This is a genomic window from Pseudomonas vanderleydeniana, from assembly GCF_014268755.2.
In the GTDB taxonomy this organism is placed as follows: Bacteria; Pseudomonadota; Gammaproteobacteria; order Pseudomonadales; family Pseudomonadaceae; genus Aquipseudomonas; species Aquipseudomonas vanderleydeniana.
Map to the genome: position 1 here is coordinate 4528746 of NZ_CP077093.1, position 18170 is coordinate 4546915.

Sequence of the window (18170 nt, forward strand, 5' to 3'; positions counted from 1 at the left end):
TCCAACCGGACACCTGGACAAGACAGTAAAGTGACGTGGCGTCAGGCCCTTCTTGGGTCACATGTATCGGCAAGGCGGTCACCTTGACGTGCAGTGTTCCCGGATGGTCGACAGGTCCAGGGAAAGACACAAGGGTCGATCGGAGTGTGGGTCAGGCCACGCGGGACACTTCACGACCAGATCATCCATCATCGGTCTATCGCTGTGTGAGTCAGACCATACGAGAACACTGGCCAGTACATTCTTACTGTCGCTGTGAAACAGGACACCCCGTGGTCTGCCGCGCATCTCGTAAGCCCTCTCGAGCGCCTTGACGACCAGTTCGGCATCAGGCTTGGCGGACATCGCCCAGCCCACCACCCTGCGGCTGTACAAGTCCAGGACAACGGCCAGGTAACTCCATCGCCCCTGTGCCCAGATATAGGTGATATCACCGCACCAGACCACATTCGGCGCTGCCTCGGTGAACTGCCGATCAAGGACATTGGGAATGTCGGGGCGCTCAACCGTGGCCTTCTTGTACGCATGAGAACCAGGCTGTTTGCTGATCAAACCCTGCTCCTTCATCAATCTTCTGACTTTGAAGCGCCCGACCTCGACGCCTTCATCCCGGAGCATGGCAACGAGACTGCGGCTACCCGCTGAGCTACGACTTTGGCTGAACAGCTCGTTGACGCGGCTGCGCAGGCTCACTCGGCGCACATCGATACGACGACACCGGGCCAGATGGGCGTAGTAACAAGATCGGGGCAGCTCGAAGACCGAACACAACAATTGAACGGGGTAATGCTTGGCCAACTGCCGAATCGACCTCAACGTCTGCGCCCGTGCTCCTCGGCCATCAAGAGCGCAGTGGCCTCCTTTAAGATTTTCTTCTCAAGCTCCAGCCGGTTGATGCGGGCCTGAAGCTCCTGGATGGTCTGCTGCTCCGGCGTGAGCGCCTTGGCAGTGGGCGTAACGCCTCCGCGCTCCAGTTGCAACTGGGCAACCCAGCGGCGCAATAAGCTCTCACCCACGTCGAGGGACCTGGCGGCCTCGGGGCAGCTGTAGCCTTGGTCAAGCACCAGGCTGGCAGCCTCGCGCTTGAAAGTCGGGGTGAAAGTACGTCGTTGTCTGCTCATCGAACACCTCTGTATGGCGATCATTCTCGCCTAAAAAGGTGTCCGGGGTTAGTAGACCACTACATAGGTATGCACGCGAGAAGGCTCGATATTAACATCTTCACCATTCAGGACTTTACGCGATAGCTCCGACATTTCGTTGCTTAGCGCTGCCACGCATTCAATCGAAGCGTCTTCGTCCTCATCGGAAAACCCTTCCATCGAGTACTCAAAAACTTCACTGATATTCATAATCACCTCATTTGTCGCTCGACGCTATCCCGACCAACGCCCTGCCTTTATCGAGCCCAAGGCTTCTGCACCAAGATTTAGAATCAAGCAGAAGTATCACTACCTCCTTCATGTTCGCCAAGGTAGATGTAGGTAATCCTCACAATCAGAAACACTTGTGGCCCTTTCTAGCTTCCTCCATCCCCCTTGAAGCCAGGTAGCGGATTGAGCCAGAAACCCACGCCTCCCGATCCCGTTTTCCTGCTGCCCTCTGCTGCTGCCTACGGCACGCTCGGTGAACATTCTTCGAGTGGAGCGCCGTTATGCCCCTGACCATGAGACACCTTCGCCTGATCGCGCTCTCAGCGTCCTTTAGCGCAGACCGGGTGCAGGCCCAACCGACTGACCAGGAACGCGCGCACCTGGAGGGTCTGCTGCGCCAGCTCGAGGTCGTGATGCAGCAGGTGCAAGCCAGTGCTGCTCTGCCCACGGATGAGCAAGCGCGCTACACCTTCGACTATTCCCGCCTCTCGGCCGAACTGGAGCTGGTTCGCCAGGGCATCGTCGAGCACCTCACGCCGTCACGTGTACAGCCCAGCGACCTATCAGAGCTGACCGGTGACTACACCCAGAAGACCAATCCCTCGCCATGAGCATGAGCCCAGCGCAGAAGACCGCCTTTGAAGCCATGGGCGGTTTCACGCCGGCGGACAGCACTCTGCTGCTGTCCGGTCTGGTGCTGGCGGTGGCCTTGGTCTTTGCTGGCTGGGCGATCTTGAATGGGTACCGAGGTTGGGCTGCCGGCCATCTGTCCCAAGGCAGGTTCTTCAGCCTGATGCTCAAGGTGGCGCTGATCTACATCCTGCTCACCTTTCTGGTGCTGCGCTGACCTTTTCGTTGCACACAACACACTGGAGGCAATCCTGATGAACACCCTCTCCCACCTCAGTTCCCCGTCGCGACACATCACCCGGCTGGTCTTCACTCTGGGCCTGCTCGCCGGCCAGATGCTTTCACCTTCGCGCAGCCACGCAGGGTTGCCACAGATGGAGGCCCCCAGCCGAGGTGACAGCAACGGCATCATTCAGACCTTGCAGAACTACGGCTATGACATCGTGGCACTGGTCGCGCTGGCGATTTCTGCAGCGGCGTTCTGTGGCGTGGCCTACCACGCCTACAGTTGCTACTCCGAGGTGCAAACCGGCAAGAAGACCTGGGGGCAGTTCGGCCTGACCTGTGGGGTGGGTGCCCTGTTGCTGGTGATCGTCATCTGGCTGTTGACCAAGGGCACTGGTGTGCTGTGATCTGTTGCAGTACCGTGGCGAGGCCCAGGAGATACCCTGAAAACCTGTTTCAGCCGAGGCGTATGCTGTCGGAGATGCGCCGAACTCCTTCAGATGACGAGACCATGCCCACTTCCCCCATGACACTCTCCATCGGTGACACACTCAGGCTCATCACGGTCGATCTGGCCGCGATCACCTTCACGGACTGGCTGAGCTTCAGGGATGCAGTGCCTGGCGACATTGCCCGTGTGCTGCGCATCTGGGAGGAGCCGGAGGGTCGATCAATCCAGTTGATCTGTGAGGCGCAACCGGGCTTTCCAGAATGGGGGGCCACTTTCAGAGAGACGGGGCTGACCTATGAGGTCGTGCCGCGATAGGTCGGTGATGTTGGCATCTTGCAGAAAGCGGGCTTTCATGAAGGGCAGGAATCGGCCAACTGCCGACATTTATGAAGTAGAGAAAACGATGGTAACTGAGCGCGTCTATAGCTACTTTGGCTACGATGGAGAGGTCGAACTGCCGGAAGAAGGAGTGGCAGATTGCGGAGGCGCGCCACACTACTTTTGGCTCCGTGAAGGCGGTTCAACACCTGAACATGGAATTTATGACCTTGCTCCCATCGATGTCATCCTACTGGACAAGGTCGTAGAGGCCGAAGCAATTTGGCGCGCATGGGACTTGGACTACCATGCAGGGAAAGTGGAACTGGATAGTCATCCAATGCGCTCCGGTGTCAACCTTCATTTCGCGAATCTCATGCACGAAATCTCAGCAGCCTCGTCGCGGCTTCGCGCAGACGCGTTTCGGCGCGGTGCGATTTTCAGGCCTACCCAAGCGTATCAAGTCCATGCGAGTCAGTTCCAAGGCAAGCGGTGGCCTGCACCAGGACTTCACTCAGCTACTCTTGAAGTGAGCTGGCTGAACGCCTAGCCTTGATTGCGAACGCGGTTGAACGACCGTTTTTCGGAGAAGCGAACTTCCGCTTCGGGTCGAAACGGTCAGTCGTGATAGACAGCAGTTACCCCATTCAACACCCGACCAGACAACTCCCTTTCCCTTGAGTGAAATTTCCTAGAAAATCTCGAGCGCTTGCGCCTGCCATTTCCGGTGAAATAGTCTCCCGGTCGTCACCGCAAATTCGGTGATTCGGTTTTGACAGACTGAAATGCACAGGCCCAAACAGCCCCGACCACCTCAGCAGGCGCTTTCGTAGCACCTGCGGTTGCGTGTTATGGCGGCTGTGCGCAGGGCATCTTCGGATGCGCCGGGTATCCTGTGTCCGGTCTGTCAACCTACGTACAGCTGCCACCCTTACTGTTTGACAGCGGTGGGTGGTAGTCCTTCATCACAGGAGCGACACCATGTTCAAACCCACTCCCAATCCGCCGGCCTCACGTCATGCCGGCACCATTGATCCTCGCATCGCCGACCGGGCGCTATCCCACTATGACCTGGGGCCAGATGCACAACCGAACCCCTTACCAGCGTTTGCTGTCTCTACGGCAGCTGCGCCACCTGGACAGCCCCCGGTTTCGTTGAGCCACGAGGACGCCCTCCTCGACCTGCATTCAATTCTGCAGTCAGCGGCTGCAACCGCCTACGAGCATGCCGACAACCAGACCGGTTCGAATCGCAGAGTCGCCATGGGCGTAGTACACCTGATTGAGCTGGCACAGCTGCGAATGGACCTGCTGCTGGAGAAGCAAACCCTCTGCGTTACCGGCTAAGAGCACTCAGCGCAGGAACGGGAAGCCTGGCTTCCCGCTCTCCCGGACGGGCGAGCGCGACGGCAACTGGGCACCGCCGCGTGTCTGTGTCAGTGGGCTTCGAAATTGAAGTTCCACAGGCCGTGATCACGGGTCAGGGTCACATCCACCTCAGTAGCCGTTAGAGGCAGGATGTACTGGGTCATGTCGGAGAAGTTCTGCACGATGTAGGTCTGTCCGGCCAGCGGTGGTGTTGCCACCATGAAGTAGAAGCACGGCAGATACTCGAAGCTCACCGTCATCAACGCATCCACATGAGGCATGGTGACGACTGGGTGGTCGCTGACGTACCAGTTGCTGTCAAACTGGATGAACGGTTTGGTCTTGTTGATCACCCCGCATTGCTGAGGTGTCAGCTTTTCCAACGCCAATGAGGCCGAGCCCGGCACCAGGTTCAGCGATGACCAGCTACCAGGATTGACCACATCCAGGAGCATGCCGGGATGGATAATCCGACGTTCCGAGACAACCGTTTGATCGGGCCTGTCGCCGTATGAAGTCACATCGGTTCCTATCACCTTCTCGTAGAGGAACGACTCGGTGGAGCCCGCCGAACCCGTCAAGACCTGCCAAGCATGTATCCGGTAGTCGCGCTGCGGGTTTTGCGGTTTGAGAAAGACCAGCACGGTCTTGCCTTGCATGTCATCGACAGCGAAATTCACGTTAAACCTGGTCATCGTCCCTCTCCTTTTGTTCCGATTGAAGTCGCAGCCGAAGTGTCGAGTCTCGCGTTCTATGTGTCGCCTGTAACGAGGTAGGCCGGCTGGGTGTCGTGCAGCAGATGAGCTCTATCCAGGGCCCGCTGGACGGATCGTTTCTCATCAGCCGTCAAGCGCCTTCTGCCAAAACCGAACTCAGACCCACCAGGGTCAATGTGCAGTGAAAAGAGCCCCATGATCTCGTCGCCGTCTGGCGCCAAGAGTAGCGCCAGAGAGGTCTCATTACGCGTATTCGCGGTGAGATAAATGAGCCCTTCCACAGTCGCCTTGCCGCACCAGGACACTTCGTCCCAGGCCAGATGGACGCCCTGCTCTCCTCCAATCTCCAGCAAGCGCCAATCGCCTGAGCCCGCCGGTGATGCCTTCAAGACGGTCAGTAGCCGCTCACAGGAGAGTATCTCAAGCGCGAGCGTCTGCTTGCCCTCATGCAGAAATCGAGGATCACGCGCTGTTCGTATGGGGGCGCTGGCATCGCTGACCACGATGGCAATCAGCAGGTAGCTCAAGGCAATTTCGGAGGGTTGCTCACTCCAGCCGTTGAGGTCTGAAACTGGTGGGTTCCAGATGAGGCGGATCGTTTCGCCGACCTGCACACGATCAGACCTTTCGAAGTAGGCCGCGGTGGTGGTGCCGACGGCAGGTAAGAGCTCGCTAAGATGGACAGTCGCAGCACTGTGATCAACGTTTGGGCCATTGGGCCAGAACGTCGGGAAGTAGGTGTGCACAGATCAAGCGTCCTTTGCAGTATCAGCGAGCGCACTATGGTCCACCCTCTGTCGCGGGGAAGCGAACGGGTGTGATGGGCTCGAGGGAGGGGATGCCCATGACAGGAGGTGCTGCATCCTGATGACCATCGCCCCCCTGTCGCATGCGTTCGACCTCATCACTGACCGTCCACGAGCATCACTCTGCAACACGGGGTATAGCACGAGATAGCCTTGCACAATTGTGCCGATTTCCTACGCCGTAGAGGCGCGGGAGAAAATTGTCCGCGCCTGTCGTGGTGGCTAGAGTCCGAACGTCGATGGAACATGAAGCCGTGGAGTTCAAGCCACCGGACGTCCTTGCAACTTTCCTAACGGCGCCTGCAATCCGATGCTCAGCCCGATCGGCAACCAAAACACCACCCAATAGACGTTGGGTCGGGTAAACACGGTTGAGATATCCGACACCATCGCCACCAGGGCAAACACCAATGTTGCTAGGGTCACGCGGGCAGCGGGATCGGCACGCAACCGCCATGCCTTGTGCAGCGCAGTGCCGAGCAGCAGCAAGAACAAGATAAAGCCGCCAATTCCGTATTCGAACCAAAGTTGCAAGTACTGACTGTGGGCGTGATACACGATATCGCCCCACGGATATTGATAGATAAAGCGTGCTCCAGCACCCTCACCCAGAACCCAGAAGTCGGGCAAGCGGGCGAGCCAGCTTAGCCATATCGGACCACGCTGGCTGGTGCCGAGGACCCACTCATGCTCAACCCGGGACCAGAACACCGTCATCATTACTAGTATCAGCAGTGCTCCGACCCAGAGCATGACTCGAGCACGCCGGTGAGGACTTAGCAGCAGCAGGGTAAGACTACCCGCCAGGGTTGAGAACCAAGCGCCACGCGAGAAGGTGAAGAGCACGTACACTAACAAGCCTGCAAGGCCCACCATGAGAGGCAGCCAGGCCCATGCAGCGAGCTCTCGCTCCACCAGAACGCTGAGCAGCAGAACTGTAAAGATCCCGTAGTAAAGGCCAGCTGGCACTGGGTGCGATAAATTCGCAAAACCATGCCAACCCAACTCTCGCAGCCGACCAGTGCTTCTGAGTACCTCATAGGCCATCGACTTATCCAGAACAACGAACTGAACAATTAGTGTCAGCCAAGCAAAACAGCAGGCGACTAGCACCGCAAGAGCCAAGGGTACCTCTATAACAGCTCGATTTAGCAGATGACCAATCACCAACACATAGAGCAAGATAAGTAGCACCAGCTTCAGCAGATAGCCCGGAGCCTTCAGAGAATCGCCAAAGCAACTGCGTAGCACCACCCAGGCCAGTAGTGCCAGTAGCACCTGAGCGCAGGGTTGACGCCAAAAAGAAAGCGCACATCGTTTGGCAACGAGCAGAATCAGTGCAGGTAAGAACAGCAACAGGTAAACCTGCGTGGCCCGGTGGCTGCCATCGTTATTGAATAGAAAACCGCTCAGTTGTACGAACAGCCCCAGCGACAAAAAGGCTAGGCCAGGGCGGGACAGCAGAGTACGCAAGGATGAAGAAAACATGGTGATTGCTGCTCTTAGCTCTGAACTCTGACCTTGCTACGCCTCGTAAGTCCCATACGGGTAGCGGCCAGTAATAATAAGTAGATGCTATTGCTATAAACATAACGCCAGAGCAGACGGCGAGGTTCCAGCAACAGGCGGAACAACCACTCCATAGCAATCCGCTGGACCCAGCGCGGCGCTCGAGGTAGCTGACCGGAGAGCACGTCGAACGAACCACCAACCCCCATGCCAACCTTTACACCTAGGTCTGACCAATGGGTTTGCAGCAACAGTTCCTTTCGGGGGGAGCTCATGCCGATAAACAGCATATCCGCCTGACTGTCGCGGACCTCCCGAATCACGTCTGCCTCTTCGCTGCTTGAGAAGTAACCATTGCGCAGACCGGCAATACGCAGGCCGGGATAGCGTGTTAGCAAACGCTCTGCCGTCAACTCAACCACCTCCTGGCGTGCTCCGAGCAGATAAACCGAAGCACCGGTCGCAGCAGCCATTTCACACAGAAGCCCCATCAGATCGATACCCGCGCACCGCGGGGGAGCTTCGACGCCCAACACCTTGAGTCCCAGAGAAATCCCCGCGCCATCGATATGAATATGCTCTGCCTGATGCAGAGCCTGCATCAGGCAAGGTGCGGCGCGCGCATCGACAAGCTTTGCAACGTTGAGCCCTTCCAGGCGCAGACGCTTACCCCCCACGAGGGCAAGTTTGGCCTGTTCGATTATGTCTTGCGGACTGAGAAGGTCCAGAGGACACCCTAGAAACTCAATGCGGCGACGATTCGGAGTGCTGTTCATCGATGATGGGCTCTGTGTGATAGCGAGTGGGCGAGGTGCTGCGCAGCGTGGCTCCGCAAAGTAGCCAGAAGGCCCCCGTACCGGAGACGGTAAGCAGATGCTCGGAGCTGATTAAGGTGGTGGCCAGGCCCAGCGTCAACCAGAACATGGCCAGCAGTATTGGTTCAGCTTGCTGACGATAACGATTCCATAAGGCCAAGGAGATGTTTAGGTAGAACCAGAGAAACAGCAGCGCGGCGGGCAGGCCCAGTTGGAACGCAATGCTGAAGATGGCCCCCTCACCTCCTCCAATCAGCGTCTGTTGTTGCTGAGCCGTCTGCGCGCCCTGAGCACCGATCCCTGCGCCCAGCAACAGCACGTTAGGCAGATCCAACAAGTTTTTCTGCAAGGCCTTCCAGTGGCCGATCGTTGAGCCGTCGAGAAAATTGATGCTCATCTGGACGACGCTGTAGGACACCATCGCTATGGCGCAGCAGACGATAGCTGCGATCAACCAGCGTATCGCGCGGTAACGAAACAGTGAGCTACCACTGGCCAAGTAACCGATCAAAGCCAAGCTGCCGGCCAGCATGGCGCCGCGCGTACCCGACATCCATACGCCCACAAACAGCAGGCAACTCAGCAGCAGACTGAAGTAGCCAGTACGTCGCTGCGACCAGGCGATCGCAGCCACGGCCACAACCGCCAGAAACATTCCCTGCGCCAACGGTGCCGCCAACAGACCCGCCGCACGGCGTTCTAGATCAACACCGCCGTAGAAGTTCCACGGCAAGCCAGTTTCCCAATTGGCGCCCAACGCCATGCCCTTGATATCTCGCATGTAACGGGGATAGCCAATCGTCTCGGTCCAAAACGTGGTGTTCTGCTGCTCCCAGATGCCAAATAAAGTACTGGCAATGCCCAGCAGCACCAGCAAACTGACACATCCTCGCAACTGTTCAGGTTGGCGTACGCAGTAGAACCCCAGCAGAAAAAAAAGCACGGGAATCATCAGCGTGCCGTAAGAACCCACTAGGATGCTCGTTGACATGTTCGCCCTGTTGGCCAACAGGTAGCACAGCGCGACGGCGCAGTAGGCCACCAGTGGTAGCAACAGGCGACTCGGCAAGCGAGTGCTGAGCAGGCAGCAACCGGCGAGCACCACTACCAGTCCGTCACGCAGGTAGCGCAGTACCCCTACTCCCGGCCATGCCCCGTCGCCATATAGCCAGGCACTGACCAGGTCGCCCAGGTGCATCCAGAGGATGATCAGCAACACAATCCTGTATCTCATCGCCGCCCCCGCTTTAAGTGACGACGATGCTGTAGCCAGCGCTGCCACTCGCCTATAAGGCCTGGCCCCAGAACACGCAGCCCCAGCGCTTTTAACAGCGCCTTGATCCGGTCTCTGTACCCCCAGCCGACCCGTGCAATCCATTGATCGACAGCCTCCACCTGCTGTTGCGCTGCCGGCGACACAGGCCGACACACCGGCGGCGTTGTGCGCAGCGCCTCCAACCACAGCGTCCCCGCCAACGCACAGACGGGATGGGCCCCGCAGTATAGAACCTGCAGACCGGCCGCTTCAGCTAGGCGCCGCAGGCTGTCGGCACAGAAGTAACTCAAGTGAGCCGGATGGACGAACAGCCGGGTCTGCCATTCGCTCATAAGGTCGGGTACCTCCAGCCATAGGCGCCCACCGCTTTGAAGCCGCTGAGCGGCCAGTTCAAGAAAACCACGGGGGTCGATCAGGTGCTCGAGTACATGGAAGGCCGCAACGCCATCCAGGCTCTGCTCCGGCAGGGCAGCCAAGCTCTCGACAAAGTGCACCGAAGCCTGGCCGGTCAAGGCTTGACGTTGCGCGATGTCCGGCTCACTGGCGCTCAGTTGCAAATCGGGTCGCTGCTGCGCGGCCTGCCCGAGAAAGGCCCCAAAACCTGCGCCCATTTCGAACAGCCGCCCTTGTGGCGGCAGCTTGGCGTCAATCAGCGCAAAGCGTTCGCGCGCCACATCGGTATCCCCACGCCAGGAAAAAAAACGGGCCCTATTGCGCCAGGGCACTTCTGCAGGAAACAAGCGACGATAGGGCCCGGTGTAAAAGCGCTCAAGCCCGGCTGCACTGAAGCCTGGAGCCAGATAGACCGTTGCGCAATAGCCGCAGCGCATCAGAGCCTGGCCTGAATGTGTATAGACCTCGTGCCAGAAGTAGCGCTGTGCAACGCTGCTACCACACACGCGGCACTGACCTGTATCCGGCGCCAGCCAATCCGCGTGGAAATGTTCAGGCATAAATGCTCCGGTACCAGAGCGCCACGGACAGTGCCTGCCACAGCGTGCTGTGGCATGGCGGCCTGGCCAAGTGCGAACGCAGCGCCTGCAGGTCGATGAGGTCATTCAGTTGCGAGGGCAGGTCCTGCAGTAGCTCATACCAAGGCAACTGCGCTACCAAGAACTGTTCGGCATGGCCGAATCCGGTATTTTTCGGTGCAGCGACCAGCCGATCCGGTAACTCCCCCTTGAAGGCATCGCGCAGCAGGGCCTTGGAGAGGCCTACGCCTATCCGCTCCTGGGCCGGCGTACGAAACGCTCGCTCGACCAGGCGATAGTCCATAAAGGGGCTACGCAGTTCGATGCCAGCACTCATGCTGTTGCGATCGGCCATACGCAGTGCCATGGGCAATAGATTGTCCAGCTGGTCCTCGCGCATGCGCCTTTCCAAGGGACTGGACATCCGCTCACGTATTAGCTCCAGCCGCTGGTGCTGAGACTCCCACAACTCGGCGCTCATCACTCCAACACTGGGACGATGGCGACGCAATAGCGGCCCCAACAGTGCGGATGGCAGGTCCCAGGCCAGACGGTTGAAGAGCAAGCTGACAGGAAACGTGCGCTGCCTCAATCGTTGAATCAACTGCATCAGCTGTCCGGACCAGAGCGCATCCCGGGCAGCCAGAGAGTGATAACGGGCAGAGTAGCCGCCGAACAGTTCATCGGCACCTTCGCCGGAGAGCACCACCTTGACGCCATGATCGGCGATAGCCCGGTAGGTTCGAAAACTGGCCAGTACCGAGGGCGTACTGAAGGGTTCACCTTGTACGGTGACCAGATTCATCAGCTCATCAGCCGATGGGATGGGGGCAAAGCGCAGCACGTGATGCCGGTCGCCATGACCACGTTCGGCCATGAACAGCGAGGCTCGCGCCGACTCGTCGAACATAACCTGTTCGACGTCACGGTAGCCATAGGTGAACGCGGCATCGAACCGCCGCCGGGGTTGTCGGCAGGCGCTAAGCGCCACCTGGGTGATAATAGAGCTGTCCAGTCCGCCGGAAAGAAGGCTGGCGACGGGCACGTCCGCCCGCAGCCGCAACTGCACCGCGTCCTGTACCAGCTCACGAAGTTCCAAACTGGACAGAGGCTGGAAGTTTCCAGGTTCAGGCCAGTGGTGATAGGGCGTCTGACTAAATCGACCTGCTCGAGTCATGCGCCCGACCACACCAGGTGGAACCGACCGGACACCCTGAAAGAAGGTGGCCGTGCCCTGTTCGGAAAAGCCTGTAAGCAAGAAGTCAAACAACTTATCAGGATTCGGCGCCGGGTAACCGCCAATCATCTGGGCGATGGCGCTGATTTCACTGGCTAGCACCAACTGCTGACCATCATGGTGCAAGTACAGGGGCTTTACCCCCAACCGGTCACGGCTATACACCAGGTCGCCGCTTGACGCATCCCAGATCACCAATGCCCACATGCCGTTGCAACGGGAGAAAAGACCCTCGCCCCAGATGCGCCAGCCGTGCAGCATGACCTCGGTATCACCATCGGTCACGAACACACAGCCAAGCGCACGCAGCTCGTCACGCAGTTCGACAAAGTTGTAGATAGCACCGTTGAACACCAGGACCGTACCACTGACCGGGCAACGCATTGGCTGTCTAGCGCAACTGCTGGTATCGAGGATGGCCAGACGGCGGTGCCCGAGCAGCGTCGGTGGCGCTGTCTCGACCATCAGCAGTCCCTCTCCATCAGGACCACGACGGGCCAGGCTGGCCAACGCTCTGCTCGCCCGTTGCTGCAGATCCGCTACCGCGCTCAGCGCGCGTACGGCGATCAGCCCGCACATGAGCCGTACTCGCGCCTATTCATCCATCCCCCTTGTGCGACGTGGTTCCAGGTAGCAAGGCCGTCCTCCCAGTAAACCGATCAGGATCGGAACCGCCAGCATGGCAGCCAAGCCGGAGGCCCAGCTCGTCTGCCCCAGCGCGCATGTTGCCAATGTTCCCAGCAAAGCAAATAGCCCCCAAGGCCCCGGGCGCAGCTTGAGCATTACCAGTAATACGCTCATCACCAACAACATACCCACAACCCTGGCCCACAACACAGAGGCCGTCGCCTCACAGCAGGCGGCGATGACTTGCAGCAGCGCGCTGGCGGCCAGCCCCAGAAAAAAAGGACGCACAAAATGCCCTTCGCGACGCTCGCCAATCAGCAGCAACACAAGAAAACCGCTGGAAGCAGACAGCCCCCAGGCCAGCACCACCAGTCCCGCCAATGCCAGCCACTGACGCCACTCGATCGGCAGATCCAGACTTTGCAACAATGCGCCAAGCATAAGCACATTGGAGGTTGCAAAGCCCAGCAAAGAAGCCACTGCCACGATCCGCTGGCGACCACCCGCGCCGCTGGCCCCCCCCAACAACAGACGGGACAGTTGACCTTGCACCCCAGAAAGACCACTGAGGGCATGGTTGAGTAGCAGAAAGACCGGCATGAACCCTGGTGCCAGGGGCGCTAGAAGAAATGGGGTGAGTCGGTCATGCAAGGTGCCGAACACACTTAATGCACACAGTTGCAGCGCCGCCCCCAACTGACCTTTGCCAAACAAGGGCAACCACAGCAGCCGCTGACCGCTCATGACGACATTGACGGTGGCCTGGACAAAGTATCCCAGACTGACCGCCATCCCTGCGCTGGCAGCCGGTGAAAGGGGCAGACCGACGCTAACCGGCCACCACAGCAGCAAAGCCGCCGGCCAAGCAACTTGCGTTGCCATCAGCCCGCTCAGGCGCTGGCCGCCGGCGATGAGCGGCGCAGAAAAATTAAACAGCGCAAACAGGCTGGCAGGGGCGGCGCTGAACAGGTACTGGCGCCCAGCTTGGTCATCGCTGTAAAACAACCAGACCGTCAAGGCAAGGCTCATCAACACCAGGGTCGCGAGCAAGCGCTGCCCCAGAGCGCAACGCCAGGTAACGGGCCAGTGGCTGGCGTTACGGTCTTCACGCAAAAACAGTGAGCCATAGCCCAGGTCGGCCAAAAAAATCAGTGTCAGCAGCAGCAGGTGTGCCAAGCCAACCACCGAGTAGCTGGCGCCTCCCAACGCCTTCAACAGAACGACCTGGAACGCGAGGTTGGCCAGTTGACCGATGGCAAAAGTCGCTGCCGCAAGCATGAGAGATTGCGTCAATGAATCTTTGTTACCTGCCGGTTCCTTTCGTTCTGGAAAAGAGGGCGAAGGTGGTCGCCTCAGCGCCACGCTCAAGACACCTGGTCCGGAAACACGACCAGGCGCAGAGCTTCGGCAAACGACAGGCGAGACTGCCAGCCCAGCAACTCAAGGGTGCGTCGGGGGTCGCCCAACTGACTGGGGCGATCAACCCTCCGCTGCCGGGCCGGATCAACGTCTACCTTGACCTGCACCCCCACTATCTCGCCGAGTTGCCGCACCAATTGTTCGACGGAATGCTCCACCCCCGAACACAGATTAAACACGTCGAAGGGTATATCTGTACGCGGGTCATTGAGCAGGGCGATCAGACCTCGTGCAATGTCATCGGCATGCAGATAGTCGCGTCGGGGTGTCAGGTTGCCCAAGCGTATTGAGCCGTCACTGGATTGGCGCAGTTGCTTCAACACGTCGGGGATCAGATGAGCATTGGGGTCATCATGACCGACCGCATTGAAAATCCGTGCCACTCGGCCGATGTGCCCGCCTCGTCCGCACCAGAATTGCAACTGCTGCTCGTTGCAATATTTGGACAAGGCATAGTTGTCACAGGCTGCCAAGGGGCTGGACAGTTCCGACAGAGGCCCTTCCTGCCAACCGTAGACTGCGCCGCTTGAGGCAATAACCACACGATTCACCAGCGCCGCTTCTGCTGCGGCCAACAGGCTTTCGGTAGCCACCACATTGATGTCCAGGCAATGTGCGCGCTGAATCTCGCAGGTGGGAATGTGGTGCACCGCCGCCAGATGCAAGATGGCATCGGGGCGCCAGGAGGCCAGGAGGCCGGCCAGTGCCTGTGCGTCGCGAAGGTCAGCCTGGACAGTGCAACTGGCCTCAAGCGGCATCGCAAGGCCGCTGGAGAGATTATCCAGCACTGCCACTTCACCGCCGGCGGCCCGCCATTGCCGAACGACACGGCGGCCCAACATACCGGCCCCACCCGTCACCAACAGGCGCATCAAGACCTTGGCTCCACAATCAGCCTGCTGCGGATCGGACGGGGCAGCCACAGCAGCACTTCACGCCCTTTATGCAGCGCAACGTGCAGCGCGAGCAAAATGGACAGCGCCACGAACACCAGCACGAATGTCGCGACGCCCATTATCAAGGGGTTGCGCAGCGACACCGGTGCCGTGGAAATCGCCGAACGGGTCTTGATACCGATAGCCTGCTGCCGAGACTCTGCCTGGGTGAGTTTGACATTCATATCCTCGGCTGCCTCACGAGCGCTGGAATCCAGCTGCGTCGCGCTCGCGAACAACTTTTCACGATTACTCTTGAGCTTGTCGAGAATCACCTGCCCTGAGGTCGCGTTACGGATCGTTTCGTCCATGCCAGCCAAAAGCCGCTCGGTCCAGTCTAGCTTCTCCAGTTCACGCTGAGCCGATCTTGCCTTGGCCTGCAGTTCGGAAACCGTGCTTTCCAAGGCAACAATTTGCGCCAAGGGTGACAGGTATTTGCCCCCACCGTCGCTGACTGAAAACAGAGTGCTGGTTTCCAAATGACGTAGATCTGGGTAGCGCTCCAGCAACTGACGCATGTCGGCGATGCGCTGGTGGCTCTGTTCAATATCGAATTGGGCCTTGAGCACCTCAAGCTTGAGTTGTGGCCGATGATCCAGGGCGGCCTGGCTGGTCCTCACCAAGTCGATCAGAGCATTGGCCAGAAAAGCTTCGCGCACTTGACTTGCGAGGGTATTGATGGTCAGGCTGGCCTGCTCCTCATCGGGTACCCGCAAGGAGAACTCCAAGCCAAGACCTGTGCTGCTCTGAATTTGCGCGACAGGAATATCCCGGGCATCGTCCCGGTTGAGGGAGGAGCGATAGCGAACAGTCTGGACCCAGTACTCAGGGTTGAGCGCGCGGTTACGCAACTGACGGCGCTCAGGCCCGAGCGCTTGCTGATCGCCGCCAAAAGCGTGATCAACCCAGCGTTTGTCCCAGAGAAACGACTGCGCCTGTCGCCACTCTTCAAGCGTTACCTTCGGCACTTCAAGCAGTGCGGACACGCTGTACAGAGGCCGACTGGCTACCCAGGCTGATAGAACACATGCCGCCAGCAAAGCAAGTAGCAGCAAAAGGCGTCCAAATCGTCCATAGAACTTAACGGCTCGCAGCGCCAACTCCGCCAGCGAAATTTCATCGTTAGGCGTGATAGGTCTAGCGGTGGGCATTGTCTGCATCATTCCAATCTGTTGGGCCTAGCTGCAAAAAGGCAAGCGGCCTTTTGGTGATGTCGCAAAGGAGGAGAATTTGCCACAGCCACTGGGCCGCTGCAATGTGCTGACATTGTTCGGGGCAAGCAATGGTTAGAATCAGTCCATTACCATCCTCTTGCAGACTGTTAGAGTATTGATTCTTTTACGGACTGCTTCGATTCAATGCGAGAACAGGCAAAGATGGCATTTTCTCTGCTCAATCAGCTTCGCCAAATCAATCGGCATCTCGTCGAGCTTCCCTGCCCTGGCTGCGACCAAGACGACCCGCATCTTATCTGGCGATATGACCGTTATTTTCTGAGAGTTAATCTGTCGGCCTGTCGCCATTGCGGCCTGGTTTATCTGGCGCGAGGCATGAAAGACGATACCCAAGCGCGCTTCTATGGCCAGCTATACCCCCGCCTTATGCGACAACCACCCGCGACCAAAGCGATGTGGAATTACAAGTTAATCGCTGGCTATCGCTTTAGTGAAATTAGCGCCGTTGTTGGTCAATGCCAATCGGTGATGGATGTTGGTGCCGGCCTGGGATTTTTCCTCGCGGCTTGTCGTGCCCACAATTATGATTCCTACATAGGCCTAGAGCCAGGCGGCCCCCAGTACGATCATGCGGTTCAGGTGCTCGGCTTGGGCGGACACGTTCGGCCAGAGAAACTTGACGAAGAGACACAGCTGCCTTTTGCCCCCCAGTTGGTCACCTTGTTCCATGTTTTGGAGCATATTCAGGAGCCGGGCAAGGCACTGGCCCGGATAGCCAAACTGATGGATCCGAAGGGCTGGCTGGTGATCGAGGTGCCGGATATCGAAGCTGACTGGCACGAGCTTGGTCTGCTGCAGGTGCATGTTTCGCACCGAAGCTATTTTTCCCAACAAACGCTTGAGAAATTGCTGAACGCAAATGGGTTTTATGTCCAGCATTGGTCCCGGGAAGCCTACGGAATCTACGAAGGCAATCTGCGCGCGTACGCAAGGCTGGGCGAAACGGCGAAACCTGAGGTCGCGCCACTCCCCACGCCCGTGCACGACCTACAAGCTCACATCCTCAAACAGATTCGGCCTTTGAGTCTGCGTAACGGCTATCCTCGGATGGCGTGGCGGCTTGCTCGTCTGTGAAGGGGACTGAGTCCTCCGGCTCACAGCGCCGATGGCCACTGCGCAGTAAGGCCATTGGGGTGGCTAGCAAGATGTACAGGTCCAGCCAAAACGAGTAACGCGCGATGTACTCAAGGTCATCGCTCACCCGTGAAGCCATGTCCGATACGGCGCGGGTTTCCCCACGCCGACCACGAATTTGGGCAAGGCCAGTAATACCAGGCCTGGTTGCCTGACGCGCGGTGTAACCACAAACCTTGGCGCCGTAATGCAGGTCATGAGCCACCGCGTGGGGTCGTGGGCCAACCAGGGACATGTCACCGCGCAACACGTTTATCAACTGGGGCAGTTCATCAATGCCCCAGTGGCGCATCCACTTGCCAAATGGCGTGATACGCGGATCATCAAGGCACGCTTGAGGCGCCAGCAGGTCACTGCCGGCAGCTACCCGCATGCTGCGGAACTTGAGCACCGTGATGATCGAACCGTGCAAGCCGAGACGCTGCTGACGAAATAACACCGGCCCGCCATCTTGTAGGTGAACAATCAGCGCGATAACCACCAGCAGCGGCGCACAGCAGCTGAGCAGCACCAGCGCGCTGAAGCAGTCAAACAAGCGCTTGGCAGCCGCAGCTCCTGAGGAAAGAACATGCCCGTCCTGTACAGGCCACGCGGGGCAAGAGCATCGCTCGCAGTGAGGCATTGTAGCGTGCAGGCAGGTGTCGAAAATCACCACCCGCTCCGGCAGTTGCCCAGTGGACTGCGACATCATCCAGCACAGGGCGTCTTCGCGCGACAAGCGAACGCAGGTCTGCCCCAGTTGTTCCGCGAACAGATTGACATGTGAGCAAGCGCCCGCGAGCAACATGCGGGGGACGCCGAGACGCCAAAATGCGACCCGCTCATTGCCCACTTCCAGCAGAGCAAGCAGGACGCTGGACAACAGCAGCCAGACTAGCGACCACCATACCGAGAGTGAATTGCCGAACAGGCCTGCCAGACAGGCCAACACACCCACCAGCACAAACAGTTGCCCGATACCTGTGGCAAGGCGTTCAGCAAGGCGATGACGGGGACGTAACAGCATCCAGTCCAGCCCCATGAACGGAACTGAAACAGCCAAACCAAGGCCTAGGGAGCTTGGGCACCCTACCCCGGAATCGACGAGCCAGCCCATTAAGAAAGGGCTGAGGGCGACGCTCAGAC

Annotated in this window: 19 protein-coding genes and 1 pseudogene; 7 read left to right on the forward strand and 13 right to left on the reverse strand. The window is 58.6% G+C overall.

Annotated features, from left to right (window positions below; translation table 11 throughout):
• Positions 1-249: 249 nt before the first annotated feature.
• Together HU752_RS20140 and HU752_RS20145 are read right to left on the reverse strand one after the other, a co-directional pair.
• A pseudogene (locus tag HU752_RS20140) lies at positions 250-1121 on the reverse strand (IS3 family transposase); the annotation flags it as partial.
• 48 nt (positions 1122-1169) lie between these two features.
• On the reverse strand, positions 1170-1352 hold the full coding sequence (locus tag HU752_RS20145) for a hypothetical protein (RefSeq protein WP_186688249.1): 183 nt from the start codon (positions 1350-1352) through the stop codon (positions 1170-1172).
• 302 nt (positions 1353-1654) lie between these two features.
• Between HU752_RS20145 and HU752_RS20150 the strand changes: the two genes are divergently transcribed.
• The 6 genes from HU752_RS20150 (at position 1655) to HU752_RS20175 (ending at position 4344) form a co-directional block, all read left to right on the forward strand.
• Positions 1655-1984 carry an integrative conjugative element protein, RAQPRD family gene (locus tag HU752_RS20150; RefSeq protein WP_186688247.1) on the forward strand — a complete coding sequence of 110 codons (330 nt, stop codon included), beginning with the start codon at positions 1655-1657 and terminating at the stop codon, positions 1982-1984.
• Between the two features lie 2 nt (positions 1985-1986).
• The gene (locus tag HU752_RS20155) at positions 1987-2220 is read left to right on the forward strand and encodes a TIGR03758 family integrating conjugative element protein (protein WP_225920031.1); all 234 of its coding nucleotides are present in this window, start codon (positions 1987-1989) and stop codon (positions 2218-2220) included.
• Positions 2221-2257: 37 nt separating this feature from the next.
• Positions 2258-2635, forward strand: a complete 378-nt coding sequence (locus tag HU752_RS20160) for a TIGR03745 family integrating conjugative element membrane protein (RefSeq protein ID WP_186688231.1) — start codon at positions 2258-2260, stop codon at positions 2633-2635.
• A gap of 104 nt (positions 2636-2739) precedes the next feature.
• Positions 2740-2994, forward strand: a complete 255-nt coding sequence (locus tag HU752_RS20165) for a hypothetical protein (RefSeq protein WP_225920032.1) — start codon at positions 2740-2742, stop codon at positions 2992-2994.
• A 37-nt stretch (positions 2995-3031) separates the two neighbouring features.
• Positions 3032-3547 (forward strand): hypothetical protein, encoded by a 516-nt coding sequence (locus HU752_RS20170; RefSeq protein WP_186688229.1) that lies wholly within the window; start codon positions 3032-3034, stop codon positions 3545-3547.
• 431 nt (positions 3548-3978) lie between these two features.
• Positions 3979-4344: a DUF6124 family protein gene (locus tag HU752_RS20175; protein ID WP_186688228.1), complete on the forward strand. Its 366-nt coding sequence runs from the start codon at positions 3979-3981 to the stop codon at positions 4342-4344.
• Between the two features lie 89 nt (positions 4345-4433).
• Here HU752_RS20175 and HU752_RS20180 read toward each other — a convergent pair whose 3' ends face one another.
• The 10 genes from HU752_RS20180 to HU752_RS20225 all read right to left on the reverse strand — a co-directional run bounded on the left by HU752_RS20180 (position 4434) and on the right by HU752_RS20225 (position 15827).
• Positions 4434-5060, reverse strand: a complete 627-nt coding sequence (locus tag HU752_RS20180) for a hypothetical protein (RefSeq protein ID WP_186688227.1) — start codon at positions 5058-5060, stop codon at positions 4434-4436.
• Positions 5061-5116: 56 nt separating this feature from the next.
• Positions 5117-5827: a hypothetical protein gene (locus HU752_RS20185; RefSeq protein ID WP_186688226.1), complete on the reverse strand. Its 711-nt coding sequence runs from the start codon at positions 5825-5827 to the stop codon at positions 5117-5119.
• A gap of 321 nt (positions 5828-6148) precedes the next feature.
• A complete protein-coding gene (locus tag HU752_RS20190; protein WP_225920033.1) occupies positions 6149-7375 on the reverse strand; it encodes an O-antigen ligase family protein in 1227 nt (408 codons plus the stop codon).
• A gap of 14 nt (positions 7376-7389) precedes the next feature.
• Complete coding sequence (locus HU752_RS20195; protein WP_186688225.1) at positions 7390-8172, reverse strand: WecB/TagA/CpsF family glycosyltransferase; 783 nt, start codon at positions 8170-8172, stop codon at positions 7390-7392.
• Positions 8141-9427 (reverse strand): hypothetical protein, encoded by a 1287-nt coding sequence (locus HU752_RS20200; RefSeq protein ID WP_186688224.1) that lies wholly within the window; start codon positions 9425-9427, stop codon positions 8141-8143. The genes HU752_RS20195 and HU752_RS20200 overlap by 32 nt, the downstream gene beginning before the upstream one ends.
• 14 nt (positions 9428-9441) lie before the next feature.
• Positions 9442-10440, reverse strand: coding sequence for a class I SAM-dependent methyltransferase (locus HU752_RS20205; protein ID WP_186688222.1), 999 nt, complete (start codon positions 10438-10440; stop codon positions 9442-9444).
• On the reverse strand, positions 10433-12274 hold the full coding sequence (gene asnB, locus HU752_RS20210; RefSeq protein ID WP_186688219.1) for an asparagine synthase (glutamine-hydrolyzing): 1842 nt from the start codon (positions 12272-12274) through the stop codon (positions 10433-10435). Before asnB ends, HU752_RS20205 begins: the two co-directional genes overlap by 8 nt.
• A 15-nt stretch (positions 12275-12289) precedes the next feature.
• Positions 12290-13690 (reverse strand): hypothetical protein, encoded by a 1401-nt coding sequence (locus HU752_RS20215; protein ID WP_186688217.1) that lies wholly within the window; start codon positions 13688-13690, stop codon positions 12290-12292.
• The gene (locus tag HU752_RS20220) at positions 13687-14613 is read right to left on the reverse strand and encodes an NAD-dependent epimerase/dehydratase family protein (protein ID WP_225920190.1); all 927 of its coding nucleotides are present in this window, start codon (positions 14611-14613) and stop codon (positions 13687-13689) included. Before HU752_RS20220 ends, HU752_RS20215 begins: the two co-directional genes overlap by 4 nt.
• Positions 14613-15827 (reverse strand): hypothetical protein, encoded by a 1215-nt coding sequence (locus tag HU752_RS20225; RefSeq protein ID WP_186688213.1) that lies wholly within the window; start codon positions 15825-15827, stop codon positions 14613-14615. The genes HU752_RS20220 and HU752_RS20225 overlap by 1 nt, the downstream gene beginning before the upstream one ends.
• Before the next feature lie 225 nt (positions 15828-16052).
• Between HU752_RS20225 and HU752_RS20230 the strand changes: the two genes are divergently transcribed.
• A complete protein-coding gene (locus HU752_RS20230) occupies positions 16053-16985 on the forward strand; it encodes a class I SAM-dependent methyltransferase (protein WP_186688211.1) in 933 nt (310 codons plus the stop codon).
• Here the strand turns inward: HU752_RS20230 and HU752_RS31820 are convergent.
• Positions 16915-18087 (reverse strand): sugar transferase, encoded by a 1173-nt coding sequence (locus tag HU752_RS31820; protein ID WP_225920034.1) that lies wholly within the window; start codon positions 18085-18087, stop codon positions 16915-16917. The two genes, HU752_RS20230 and HU752_RS31820, sit on opposite strands and share 71 nt — an antisense overlap.
• Positions 18088-18170: the final 83 nt, after the last annotated feature.